The organism is Methylosinus sp. R-45379 (assembly GCF_001644125.1).
GTDB lineage: Bacteria > Pseudomonadota > Alphaproteobacteria > Rhizobiales > Beijerinckiaceae > Methylosinus.
Window position 1 is genome coordinate 1 of the sequence record NZ_LUUM01000035.1, and the last position, 11,394, is coordinate 11,394.

At 64.7% G+C, this 11,394-nt stretch carries 13 protein-coding genes; 8 read left to right on the forward strand and 5 right to left on the reverse strand.

Annotation, left to right across the window (positions count from 1 at the left end; genetic code table 11):
• Positions 1-162: 162 nt before the first annotated feature.
• Complete coding sequence (metG, locus tag A1351_RS02130; RefSeq protein ID WP_256388638.1) at positions 163-1,737, forward strand: methionine--tRNA ligase; 1,575 nt, start codon at positions 163-165, stop codon at positions 1,735-1,737.
• Between the two features lie 13 nt (positions 1,738-1,750).
• Positions 1,751-2,263: a hypothetical protein gene (locus A1351_RS02135; RefSeq protein WP_024879953.1), complete on the forward strand. Its 513-nt coding sequence runs from the start codon at positions 1,751-1,753 to the stop codon at positions 2,261-2,263.
• A gap of 7 nt (positions 2,264-2,270) precedes the next feature.
• On the opposite strand, the gene A1351_RS02140 is transcribed toward A1351_RS02135, so the two are convergent.
• Entirely contained in the window at positions 2,271-2,600 is a 330-nt protein-coding gene (locus A1351_RS02140; protein ID WP_024879954.1) for a CU044_2847 family protein, read from the reverse strand.
• A gap of 16 nt (positions 2,601-2,616) precedes the next feature.
• Here A1351_RS02140 and A1351_RS02145 point away from each other — a divergent pair, with 16 nt between their 5' ends.
• From A1351_RS02145 to mazG, 6 genes are all read left to right on the forward strand, one after another.
• Positions 2,617-3,882 carry a serine protease gene (locus tag A1351_RS02145; RefSeq protein WP_064032030.1) on the forward strand — a complete coding sequence of 422 codons (1,266 nt, stop codon included), beginning with the start codon at positions 2,617-2,619 and terminating at the stop codon, positions 3,880-3,882.
• A 12-nt stretch (positions 3,883-3,894) separates the two neighbouring features.
• On the forward strand, positions 3,895-4,281 hold the full coding sequence (locus A1351_RS25080) for a pentapeptide repeat-containing protein (protein ID WP_064032031.1): 387 nt from the start codon (positions 3,895-3,897) through the stop codon (positions 4,279-4,281).
• Positions 4,282-4,445: 164 nt separating this feature from the next.
• The gene (locus A1351_RS02155) at positions 4,446-5,246 is read left to right on the forward strand and encodes a TatD family hydrolase (protein WP_024879957.1); all 801 of its coding nucleotides are present in this window, start codon (positions 4,446-4,448) and stop codon (positions 5,244-5,246) included.
• Complete coding sequence (locus tag A1351_RS02160) at positions 5,243-6,040, forward strand: MBL fold metallo-hydrolase (protein ID WP_024879958.1); 798 nt, start codon at positions 5,243-5,245, stop codon at positions 6,038-6,040. Before A1351_RS02155 ends, A1351_RS02160 begins: the two co-directional genes overlap by 4 nt.
• A 590-nt stretch (positions 6,041-6,630) precedes the next feature.
• A complete protein-coding gene (locus A1351_RS02165) occupies positions 6,631-7,305 on the forward strand; it encodes a cold-shock protein (RefSeq protein WP_024879959.1) in 675 nt (224 codons plus the stop codon).
• A 303-nt stretch (positions 7,306-7,608) separates the two neighbouring features.
• Entirely contained in the window at positions 7,609-8,427 is an 819-nt protein-coding gene (gene mazG / locus A1351_RS02170; RefSeq protein WP_024879960.1) for a nucleoside triphosphate pyrophosphohydrolase, read from the forward strand.
• Between the two features lie 48 nt (positions 8,428-8,475).
• Here the strand turns inward: mazG and A1351_RS02175 are convergent, their stop codons facing one another.
• The 4 genes from A1351_RS02175 to hfq all read right to left on the reverse strand — a co-directional run bounded on the left by A1351_RS02175 (position 8,476) and on the right by hfq (position 11,300).
• On the reverse strand, positions 8,476-9,129 hold the full coding sequence (locus tag A1351_RS02175) for a glutathione S-transferase family protein (RefSeq protein ID WP_024879961.1): 654 nt from the start codon (positions 9,127-9,129) through the stop codon (positions 8,476-8,478).
• 10 nt (positions 9,130-9,139) lie between these two features.
• Positions 9,140-9,466: a multidrug efflux SMR transporter gene (locus A1351_RS02180; RefSeq protein ID WP_018265373.1), complete on the reverse strand. Its 327-nt coding sequence runs from the start codon at positions 9,464-9,466 to the stop codon at positions 9,140-9,142.
• 53 nt (positions 9,467-9,519) lie between these two features.
• Complete coding sequence (gene hflX, locus A1351_RS02185) at positions 9,520-10,869, reverse strand: GTPase HflX (RefSeq protein ID WP_051465405.1); 1,350 nt, start codon at positions 10,867-10,869, stop codon at positions 9,520-9,522.
• A 158-nt stretch (positions 10,870-11,027) separates the two neighbouring features.
• On the reverse strand, positions 11,028-11,300 hold the full coding sequence (gene hfq, locus A1351_RS02190; RefSeq protein ID WP_024879963.1) for an RNA chaperone Hfq: 273 nt from the start codon (positions 11,298-11,300) through the stop codon (positions 11,028-11,030).
• Positions 11,301-11,394 lie beyond the last annotated feature (94 nt).

Here is an 11,394-nt window from a genome sequence, read left to right on the forward strand (position 1 = left end):
GAAGGTCGGACGTTCAGCCATGGGCCAAGGGTCTAGCGCGCTTTGCCGCGGCGGGGAAGCGGAAGGCGCGCGGCGCTCGCGCGAATGATCTAGCCAGGAATTTTGCTGCGCCGCACGCCTTCCGCTTCCCCGCCGCGGCAAAGCGCGCTAGACCCTTGGCCCATGGCTGAACGTCCGACCTTCATGATCACCACCGCCATTCCCTATGCGAATGGCGCCCCGCATATCGGTCATGCGTATGAACGCATCGCGACCGACGCTTTCGCGCGCTTCAAGCGGCTCGACGGCTTCGACGTGCTATTCGTGACCGGAATGGACGAGCACGGCCAGAAGATGCAACGCACCGCCGAGCGCGAGGGGCTGACCCCGCAGCAGCTCGCCGATCGCACCGCCGGCCAGTTCCAGACCATGGGCGAGACGCTGAACGCGCTCGCCGACGATGTCGTGCGCACGACGCAGCCGCGCCACGCGGAGGCGGCGCTCGAGATTTGGAAGCGCATGGAGGCGGCGGGCGATATCTATCTCGCCAAATATTCCGGCTGGTACTCGGTGCGCGACGAGGCCTATTACGACGAAGGCGAGATCACCGAGATCGAGGGCAGGAAGCTCGCGCCGACGGGCACGCCGGTCGAATGGGTGGAGGAGGAGAGCTGGTTCTTCAAGCTCTCGGCCTATCAGGAGAGACTGCTCGCTCTCTATGAGGCGCATCCGGATTTCATCACGCCGGAGAAATACAGAAACGAGATCGTCTCCTTCGTGAAGCGCGGCCTCACCGATCTCTCGATCAGCCGCACCACTTTCGACTGGGGCATTCCTGTTCCGCCCAAGCCGGAGACCAATTCGCCGCATGTGATGTATGTGTGGGTTGACGCGCTCACCAATTACATCACCGCGACCGGCTTTTTGACCGGGGAGGGGGAGCGCGCCCGCTTCTGGCCGGCGAACGCCCATGTCATCGGCAAGGACATCACACGCTTTCACGCGATCTATTGGCCGGCCTTTCTGATGTCGGCCGGCGTGGCTCTGCCGAAGCAGATCGTCGTGCACGGCTTTTTGTTCAGCCGCGGCGAGAAAATGTCGAAGTCGGTCGGCAATGTCATCGATCCGATCGATCTCGCGCAGCGCTATGGCGTCGATCAGCTGCGCTATTTCTTCCTGCGCGAGGTGCCCTTCGGCCAGGACGGCAATTATTCGCATGAGGCGATCGTCAATCGCATCAACGCCGATCTCGCCAATGACCTCGGCAATCTGGCGCAGCGCTCGCTGTCGATGATCGCCAAGAATTGCGGCGGCGCCGTCCCTACGCCGGGCGAGTTGACCGAGGCTGACCGCGCGCTGCTCGCCGACGCCTTCGCCGCTCTCGGCAAGGCGCGCGAGGCTATGGACGCCTATGCGCCGCATCTGGCGCTGGCGGAGCTGTTCCGCGTCGTCGGGGACGCCAATCGCTATTTCGCCGGCGAGGAGCCCTGGGCCAAAAAGAAGACCGACCCCAAGCGCATGGAGACGATCCTCTATGTGACGGCGGAGGCTCTGCGGCGGCTCGCCATTCCGTTGCAGCCTTTCATTCCGGCCGCGGCCTCAGGCCTGCTCGATCTGCTCGCCGTTCCCGCCGATGCGCGCGATTTCGTCCATGCCGGCGAGGCGCATGCGCTGAGCCCCGGCGCGCCGCTGCCAGCGCCCGCTCCGGTCTTTCCGCGCTATGTGGAGGAGGGCGAGGCGCAAGGCGCCAAGAGCTGACGGGGAGGCGCAAATGGAACGGTCGCGAGCGAGCCTCATTTTGATGACGGCGACCGTCGCGGCCCTGCTCTGCGCTGGCCCTCTGCACGCCGAAGCCTGGCTCGCCTATCGCAACGCCCGCTTCGGCACGACGGCCGATGTCCCCAAGGGCTGGACCATGGGCGAGGCGCCGGAGAATGACGACGGCCGCGTCTTCACCTCGCCGGACAAGCAGGCCGAGATCGCCATCTATGGCGGCTATCGCGCTTTTCAGAAGGACCAGGAATTCGCCGACCGTCTCGCGCCCGGCGAGGGCGAGACCGTGACCTACGCCAAGAAAGGCAAGGATTGGGTCGTCGTCTCGGGTGTGAAAGGCGACCGCATTTTCTATCGTCGCTCGCTGCTCTCCTGCAGAGGCGAGATATGGAACAATGCCTCCATCGAATATCCCGCATCGCAAAAGAAGAAGTTCGATCCGCTGGTGACGCGCGTCTCGCGCTCACTGCGGGCCGGACGCAGCGACGGTCTCGTCACCGGATGCTCGTGAGGCGGCGTCACGCCTCCTTCTTCGGCTTCTCCCAGGCGAGCTTGACCTTGAATTCTGCCTTGCCCTCGCCGGAGACGACCCAGAGATCGCAGTCGCCGGTCAGCGACGCGCCGAACTCGATCTCGACTTTCTGCGGCCTGTCGGGAATCGCCTCGACCGCGCTGCGTAAATGCTCGACCAGCACGGAGAGCGAGCCCATGGCCTTGGCGAATTGATCGGCCGAGGCCTTCGCCGCGCGATCGAGCGCGCCCACGGATTCGAGGCCTTCCGGCCCCTCCGCTCCGCCGAAATATATCTTCCGGCCTTCGCCGGCCTCGATTATGATGTTCGCGCTCATAATATTCCTTTCGCCGATGCCTAAACGTGAAACCGCGCTCATTTATATCTTCACAGCCGACGAGCGAAAAGCATTCGTCGGCTGCGGCGCGTTGATCGAAGGCGATCTCATCGTCACCTGCGCCCATGTCGTCGAGGATGCGCGCGCCCATGCGCCGGGCGAAGAGCGCTTGCACATAGAGTTTCCTTTCCTGCCCGGGGCAAATCGCGACCCGCGTCACGCGACGCTGGCCAGCACCGCCGGCGGCCGCCGCCAAACGCCCGATTTGGCCTTTCTGCGCGCCGACGCCACGCCCGAGGAAGCGCTGCGTCTGCCCTTGGCGCTCGAGAGCTACGAGGCCGGCAGAGCGGAATTGCTGGCCTATCTCCCGACGCGAAACACCGATGATTTGATTGAAGGCGAGATCGAGGATCGGACGAATTCGAAGAGCTGGCGCAAATTCACTGCCGAGCGAGACAATCCCTATTTCGCAGAGAAAGGCTCCAGCGGCTCGCCGCTGTTCACGCCCAATGCGCCCAATCTCATGGGCGTTCTGACTCAGGTCGATTTCGGCGGCAAAGGGCAGGGCGAGGATCTGCGCGTCGGCTATATCGTCCCCGCCTCGCTCATTCGCGCGAATTTGCCGGGGGCCGAGCGCGCTTCCAGCCGGCTCGCGAAACTATCGCCGCTGCAAATGACGAAGACGCCGGAGCCGCCCGTCCCGCAGCGGCCGGCGATCGACAAATTTGCGCCGGCATCGGGCTATGTCGCGCTCGGCCAGGGGCGCGCCGCCGAGAGCGAGGACGCCAAGGACATCTTCTCCGTCATCTGCCGGGTGACGTTCCGCGGCGAGATGCGGGCGACGAGCGAGAAGGGCCATATTACTTTCGGCTACCGCAGCGCGGAGCTTTTCGTGAATTGCGAGAATGGCCGCATGACGCAGCCGGCCTTTGCGACGCCGGCCGCCGATCCGACGCCGCAATTGATCAGCGCCGCCGGCCGCGCCGAGGGCGGCGAGAGCTGGCTTATCGCCGCCGCCGGCGGCGGCTTTCTGAAGGGCGACATTTTCGCCGTCGCCTATGGCGGCGAGGTGGACGGACGCATCGCTTCCGTCGAGGTCGCGAAAGGCGAGCGGCCGCGAATGCGCGGGCGCGTCGATCTCGGCCTGCAAGTGTCGGAGATGGATTTCGGCGCCTGCAGCCTGTTCGCAAAGAGCCAGGAAAAGCAGAAGCAGGCGCTGCTGACGGCGCTGTTGACCAAGCATGGCGACAGGCTGCTGCGAATCGATCTCGACAGCGAATAGGATTTTTCTAAAATGGCTTCCGGCCCATCTGGTTTCTTCGGTCCCCTGCCATTCGGCGCCGTCGTGCAGACCGATCCGCATTCGCTTTCGCATTCGCAATTCACTTTGACCGCCGAGGTCGCGGCGCGCGCCGAAAAGATCATAGCGGCCGGCCCGATGTCCTTCGCCGAAATGGCGCGCCTCGGCGATCTCGACCCACTCGCCGATTTCCGCGGCCTGACGCTGGCGGGGATCGACCTTGCCGGGGAGGATTTGCGCGGCGTCGATTTTTCGGGCGCGGATTTACGCAGTTGCAATATCAGGCGCACGACGATCGACGCGACGACGCGCTTCGACGCGGCGCTGGTGGATGAGGAGGATGCTGCGTTTTTGGCTCAGAATGTCACCGTCGCTCTGTAAACTCGAGCCTGTGTTGGCTGGCGCGCAGAATGACCCTCGGCTGGTCGAAGATTTGCGTCGCCGCCTGCGGGAGGCGAAATCCCCTTCCGAATAGAATCGTTCCAATTCCCGGCCGGGCGCGTTAAGGGTTCGGCGCCGACACGCCGAGAGTTCAGGCCGAGCCCATGCTGATCGACACACATTGCCATCTCGACTTCCCCGATTTCGCTCCCGAGCAGGAGGAGGTCGTGGCGCGCGCGCGTGCGCAGGGGGTGGCGCGTTTCGTCACCATCTCGACCCATGTCGAGAAATTCGCTGCGATCGCCGCCATAGCCGAGCGTTACGAGGATGTGTTCTGCACGGTCGGCACGCATCCCAACCACGCCCATGAGGAGCGCGAGGCGAGCGTCGCCGAGCTCGTCGCGCTGGCGCGCCATGAGAAATGCGTGGGGCTGGGTGAGGCGGGGCTCGACTACCACTATGACAAAGCCCCGCGCGAGCTGGCGCATCGCGTCTTCCGCACCCATATCGAAGCCGCGCGCGAGAGCGGGCTGCCGCTCGTCATTCACTCGCGCGACGCCGACGCCGATTGCGCCGAAATTCTGCGCGAGGAAATGGGGAAGGGGGCTTTCAAGGCCCTGCTCCATTGCTTCACCAGCTCGCGCGCGCTGGCCGAGACGGCTGTGGAACTCGGGCTCTACATCTCCTTTTCCGGCGTGGTGACGTTCAAGAATTCCGGGGAGCTGCGCGAGATCGCGCGCGACGTGCCGCTGGAGCGTCTCCTGGTGGAGACCGACGCGCCTTTCCTGGCGCCCGTGCCGCATCGCGGCAAGCGCAATGAGCCGGCCTATGTCGCCGATACGGCGCGCACGCTCGCGGCGGCCAAAGGCGTCTCCTTCGAGGAGATGGCCGCGCAGACGACAGCCAATGCGCTGGCGCTTTTCTCCAAAATGACGCCAATCGAAACACGGCGAGCCGCCGAATGAGCCTCGCCGTCACCATATTGGGCTGCGGCTCCTCCGGCGGCGTTCCGCGCGTCGGCCAGGGCTGGGGCGCCTGCGATCCCGCCAATCCGCGGAATCGCCGCCGGCGCTGCTCGATATTGGCGACGCGGACCGAGGGCGACGCGCGGACCAATGTGCTGATCGACACCTCGCCCGATCTGCGCGAGCAATTGATCGACGCGAAGGTCGACCATCTCGACGCGATACTCTTCACCCATCCGCACGCCGATCACACACATGGCGTCGATGATGTGCGCGGCCTGGTGCTGGAGAGCGGAAGGCGCATTCCGGCCTATCTGGACGAGCCGACGGCCAGAATGCTGACGGATCGCTTCGACTATATCTTCGAGACGCCGCCCGGCAGCTATTATCCGCCGCTGCTCGACGAGCATCGCATTCATCTCGGCCGCGAGGTGACGGTGGAAGGTCCCGGCGGAACCATCGAGGCCATGCCGTTCCGGCTCGACCATGGCGATATGGACGCGCTCGGCTTTCGCATCGGCGGGCTGGCCTATACGCCGGACCTCAATTCCGTGCCCAAAGAGAGCTTCCGCCATCTCGAGGGGCTCGACGTCTGGATCATCGACGCGCTGCGCCAGAAGCGCCATGGCACGCATCTCTCGGTCGGCGAGGCGCTGGAATGGGTCGCCCATTTCAAGCCGCGTCGCGCGATTCTGACCGATCTGCATGTCGATCTCGACTATGACGCGCTGGCCGCGACTCTGCCGGAGAATGTGACGCCGGCCTTCGACGGAATGCGGATCGATCTGGCCTGAGCCACGCGTCCGAAACAGCCGCATTATCCATGAACCGAGCGACCCAGCGCGCGCTGATATGCGCGTGCTAATCTGCGCGCCGTCCGATCGCCATCGCCGACCGGAGCCATTTCCTGCCCCAAGGCGAATGGATTTTAGGTTCCATAATATCGATTATGCGATTTTCATTTTTCCGATCTTCCGTGATTTCAGTCCATTGCGCGTCGAGCGTCCGGCCCCTCGCCTTCGAGGCCCCGCGCCGCTGTTGTGCGCCGAGTGCGGATGCGCGGCGTTCTTGCCGCGCTCGCGCCACTTTTCCACGCTTCGATCTGCGTGTTCTCACCCTGTGATTCGTCGCATGGTGAGCGGCGGCCTCGGGTTTTTTCGAAAACGCTGGCGAATTCATCTAGCCAGACTGGGCCGCTTCCTGGTAAAAAGGCGATTGCGCGGGACTATATGGCATTCAACTGGCACACTTACGAACGCACCAAAACCGGCTCTCCGCGAGACGCCGGCGGACGCGTGCGTCGTCGGCGCTTTTGCGCCCGGCGAGAGGCCGTGCATGTGGCTATAGCGGTCTTTTGGCGGTTGGCGGAGACGAGTACCAAGACATGAGCAGCAAAGGTCGAGACTTCCGGGGACCCAGAAAACGTGGGTTCGACGACGACCCCCCATACGGCTACGACAGCCCGCGGCCCAGCCGGCCGCCGAGGTCGCCTTTCGGCGGAGGTGGTGGATTTGGCGATGCGCCGCCCCCGTCCTCGAACGAGCCCGCGATCGACGCGGTCGTCAAATGGTTCAAGCCCGAAAAAGGCTTCGGCTTCGTGGAGCTCGGCAATGGCACGGGCGACGCGTTCCTGCATATCGGCGCCGTTCAGGCTGCGGGCTATGACGCCCTGCCGCCCGGAGCGAAGCTGAAGGTGCAGGTGTCGAGCTCGGTCAAGGGCCAGCAGGTCACTCGCGTGCTCGAGGTCGATCTTTCGACTGCGACCGCAGAGCGTCCGCGAAGCAGCAGCGGCGGCGGCAGCGGCGGCTTCGATCGGCCGCCGCGTCGTCAGGCTCCTGATCCGTCGACGGCTGTGCCGGTCTCCGGCAAGGTCAAATGGTTCGACGAGACCAAGGGCTTCGGCTTCGTGCAGTCGAATGATGGCGGGAAGGACGTCTTCGTCCATATCTCGATCCTCGGTCCCTCCGGCGTCACTCATCTCGCCGAAGGCCAGCCTGTGACGATGCAGGTCGTCGACACGGCGAAGGGTCGCGAAGCTCTGTCGATCACGCTCGACTGAGGCGCTGAAAAACAGTGGGCCGCAAGTCGTTCCCGGCTTGCGGCTGCACGCCGAAAGGCGACGACGATCTCACCTCGGATGCGCAAGTCGGGTCCGAGGCGCTGTCGGTTGCAAGGCGTACTATGGCCCCGGACCCTCGGATCGACTGCGGAGGGCGGTAGACCAAGGGCGCAGTCGAGATCCGGCACTCATGTTAGAGCAAAGCGTCTCGGATTCCTCGCTTTTTTTGCCACGCGCCGCTGCGTCAAAACAACGCGCCGCTCGCGCTTTTCAATGCTCGTTCCGCCTCTTAGAGGCCTGTAGATGACGCAGGACGCGATCACGCGCCTCCTCGGCATAATGGCGGCCCTGCGCACCCCCGGAACCGGCTGCCCCTGGGACCTCGAGCAGGACTTCGCCAGCATCGCTCCCTATACACTCGAGGAGGCCTATGAGGTCGTCGACGCGATCGAGCGGGGCGATCTCGGCGATCTTCGCGACGAGCTCGGCGATCTGCTGCTGCAGGTGGTCTTTCACGCCCGTCTGGCCGAGGAGGGCGGCGCTTTCGCCTTCGCCGATGTGGCCGAGGCGATCTCGGACAAGCTCATCCGCCGCCATCCGCATGTGTTCGGTGACAAATCCGCGGCCTCGCCTGAGGATGTCGCCGTCCAATGGGCCGAGATCAAAGCGCAGGAGAAGAAGGCCCGCGCCGAGCGTCGCGGCATAGAAGAGCCCGCCGGCCTGCTCAATGGTGTTCCGCCTGCCCTGCCCGCTCTGACGCGCGCGGTGAAGCTTCAGGAAAAGGCCGGCAGGGTCGGCTTCGACTGGGCCGACGCGCGTCTCGTGCTGGAGAAGATCCGCGAGGAGACGCGGGAGGTGGAAGCGGAGCTGGGCATCGATGGCGCGCCTCACGCGCCCGCCGTCGTGGAGGAGATCGGCGATCTTCTCTTCGCCGTCGCCAATCTCGCTCGCCATGTCGGCGCCGATCCGGAGCAGGCGTTGCGCGGCGCCAACGCAAAATTCGAGCGGCGTTTCGGTTTCATCGAGCGCGCGCTCGCCGAACAGGGCAAGAGCCCGAAACAATCGACGCTCGACGAGATGGAAGCGTTATGGCAGGCCGCCAAAGCTGCGGAGCGCGAGTGATCGCCCGCTCCTGACAGCGGGCGTTCTATCTGCGCTTCCCGCGCGAGATTACTTCTCGAATTTCTCGAGGACCCAGGGCTCGGCGCGGCCGCTCTCCACCCATTCCCGATAGGCCGGCAGCGCCTCGATCGCGCGCATATAATCCTGCGCTTGCGGCGAGACGTCGAGCCTATAGGTCGAGAATCGGCAAACGACCGGCGCGAACATGGCGTCAGCGGCCGAGAATTCGCCGAAGAGAAACGGCCCCTGCCCGCCGAAGCGCGCGCGCGCATCGCGCCAGGCGGCGTCTATGCGGGCGATATCGGCGGCCGCCGCCGCGCTCGGCGCTGCAATGGAGCGCGGCGAGCGACGGAAATTGGTGGGATATTCGCCGCGCAACGCCGTGAAGCCGGAATGCATTTCCGCCGAGAGCGAGCGCGCCAGAGCCCGCGCCGCCGGATCGTGCGGCCATACCGGGAGATCGGGAAAGCGCGCGGCGATGAATTCGACGATGGCGAGTGATTCCCAAACCAGAATATCGTCGGCGCGCAGCGCGGGAACCTTGCCCGCGGGCGAGAAGGCGAGGAGCTTTGCCTTGGATTCTGGCTGATAGAGCGGAACCAATATCTCGTCGAAGTCGATTCCGAGCTGCTTCAGCAGCAGCCAGGCGCGCAGCGACCAGGACGAATAGCCCTTATTGCCGATGAGCAAGGTGAGCGGCATCGAAACATCCTCAATGAGCGGTCTGCGAAAAAAGGCTCAGCACGACGACGCCAGCGATGATGAGGCCCATGCCGGCCATCTCGCCGGCGTTGAGCCTCTGATGGAAAGCGAACCACGCGACGACGGCGATCAGCGCCTGACCGACCCCGGACCATATCGCATAGGCGACGGCGACCGGAATGCTGCGCAGCGCGAGCGACAGCAGAAAAAAGGACACGCCATAGCCGATGACGACGATGACCGACGGCAGCGGCTTGGAAAAAGCCTCGCTCGCCTTGAGCGCGGAGGTGCCGACCACCTCGGAGAGAATAGCGACGATCAGATAAATTCGATCCATGGCTCGATCCGCATGTTCGAGCGCCTCGGGACTCGAGGCGCGCCGAGAGGGAATTAGCGCGCGCGCCGCTTGGATGACGCGCGAGCGCGCACTTCCGCCTGCGGATAGCGGCGCGTCACCCCGTCGAATCGCTCCGGCGCGACGCGCACGATGAGGCGCGCGCGGCCATCGGCCAGCGTCTGGCGATCCAGAACCTCCGTATGGGCGTGCAGCCACGCAATGCCGGCGCCGTCGGCGGGGTCGAGCTCGACCTCGAGCTGAATGCGTCCCTCGGCGAGCCGCGTCTCTATGCGGCCGAGCAGGGCGTCGAGCCCTTCCCCGGTCAGCGCCGAGACGAGAGACGGCCGATCGACGATCTTCTTCCCACGCGCGGCGATCTTCATCGCGGCGACGATGTCGTCGTCCAGCGCGTCGATCTTGTTCCAGACTTCGAGAATGCGCGTTCCCGCCTCACCGGAAAGTCCGAGCTCACCGAGAATGGATTCGACGTCGGCGGCCTGCGCCTCCCAATCGGGATGCGAGACGTCGCGCACATGCAGGATCACATCGGCGAGCGTCACTTCCTCCAGCGTCGCGCGGAAGGCGGAGATCAGCATGGTCGGCAGATCGGAGATGAAGCCGACCGTGTCGGAGAGCAGCACCTTCGCGCCGTGCGGCAGACGAATCTGGCGAAGCGTCGGATCGAGCGTCGCGAACAGCATGTCCTCGGCCAGCACGCCGGCCTTGGTCAGGCGGTTGAACAGTGTCGATTTGCCGGCGTTGGTGTAGCCGACCAGAGCGACGACCGGATAGGGAACCTCGCGCCGCTTCTTGCGATGGAGGCCGCGCGTGCGCTTGACCTGATCGAGATCGCGCTCGATGCGCGCCATGCGCTCCTCGATCAGGCGGCGGTCGGTCTCGATCTGTGTCTCGCCGGGGCCGCCGAGAAAGCCGAAGCCGCCGCGCTGGCGCTCGAGATGGGTCCAGCTGCGCACGAGCCGCGATTTCTGATAGGCGAGATGGGCGAGCTCGACCTGCAGCGAGCCCTCCTTCGTGCGGGCGCGGCGGCCGAAAATCTCGAGGATCAGCCCGGTGCGGTCGATGACCTTGGCGCCCCAAGCTTTCTCGAGATTGCGCTGCTGAACGGGCGAGAGCTGGCAGTCCATCGTCACCAGCTCCGCCTCGGTCGCTTTCACCGTCTCGGCGATCTCCTCGACCTTGCCCTTGCCGAGATAGGTCGCGGGCCGGACGTCGTGCAGGGAAACGGCGATTTCGCCGACAATGTCGAGCTCGATCGCCTCCGCCAGGCCGACAGCCTCCGCGAGCCTCGAGACCGGGTCGCGCTCCGCCCCCTGCCCCGCGCTGCTCTCCGAGGGCCGCGCCCGCGTGGGATAAGGACCCACCACGAGCGCTTTCGTGGACATGTCCGCCGTCCGGTCCTCGGACGCTGATGTTTTTTCGCTCAACCCGACCTCGGCCCGCTGAGCGGAGCGCGTCGGCGGATTGCCGCGCGCCTTGCCAGCGTCTGTTGTATTTGCGGGAACTTCAACGGAAAACCAGGGCCGATCTTCCGAAATCCCGCTCAGCGGTGACGTTGCTCCGGCGCGGGCTCCGCGCCCTCTTCGCCCGGCTCGAACATATGGATCGGATGGCCGGGCATGATCGTCGAGATCGCATGCTTATAAACGAGCTGCGAGTGCCCATCGCGGCGCAGCAAGAGGCAGAAATTGTCGAACCAGGTCACGATGCCCTGCAATTTGACGCCATTGACCAGAAAAATCGTGAGCGGGACTTTGTTCTTCCTCACGTAATTCAAAAACGTATCTTGCAGATTCTGCGCGCGTTCGGAGGACATCGGCTATCCTGTTCTGTTTTTCGTTATCGGGGCGATTTGCGTCGCTCTTATCGGTCCATAGCCATCCGACCGCACATTAGAGCCCGCGTCGGCG

Coding starts and splice junctions, on each gene's coding strand:
- metG (WP_256388638.1), top strand. CDS start 163: ATGGCTGAACGTCCGACCTTCATGATCACCACCGCCATTCCCTATGCG.
- A1351_RS02135 (WP_024879953.1), top strand. CDS start 1,751: ATGGAACGGTCGCGAGCGAGCCTCATTTTGATGACGGCGACCGTCGCG.
- A1351_RS02140 (WP_024879954.1), bottom strand. CDS start 2,600: ATGAGCGCGAACATCATAATCGAGGCCGGCGAAGGCCGGAAGATATAT.
- A1351_RS02145 (WP_064032030.1), top strand. CDS start 2,617: ATGCCTAAACGTGAAACCGCGCTCATTTATATCTTCACAGCCGACGAG.
- A1351_RS25080 (WP_064032031.1), top strand. CDS start 3,895: ATGGCTTCCGGCCCATCTGGTTTCTTCGGTCCCCTGCCATTCGGCGCC.
- A1351_RS02155 (WP_024879957.1), top strand. CDS start 4,446: ATGCTGATCGACACACATTGCCATCTCGACTTCCCCGATTTCGCTCCC.
- A1351_RS02160 (WP_024879958.1), top strand. CDS start 5,243: ATGAGCCTCGCCGTCACCATATTGGGCTGCGGCTCCTCCGGCGGCGTT.
- A1351_RS02165 (WP_024879959.1), top strand. CDS start 6,631: ATGAGCAGCAAAGGTCGAGACTTCCGGGGACCCAGAAAACGTGGGTTC.
- mazG (WP_024879960.1), top strand. CDS start 7,609: ATGACGCAGGACGCGATCACGCGCCTCCTCGGCATAATGGCGGCCCTG.
- A1351_RS02175 (WP_024879961.1), bottom strand. CDS start 9,129: ATGCCGCTCACCTTGCTCATCGGCAATAAGGGCTATTCGTCCTGGTCG.
- A1351_RS02180 (WP_018265373.1), bottom strand. CDS start 9,466: ATGGATCGAATTTATCTGATCGTCGCTATTCTCTCCGAGGTGGTCGGC.
- hflX (WP_051465405.1), bottom strand. CDS start 10,869: ATGTCCACGAAAGCGCTCGTGGTGGGTCCTTATCCCACGCGGGCGCGG.
- hfq (WP_024879963.1), bottom strand. CDS start 11,300: ATGTCCTCCGAACGCGCGCAGAATCTGCAAGATACGTTTTTGAATTAC.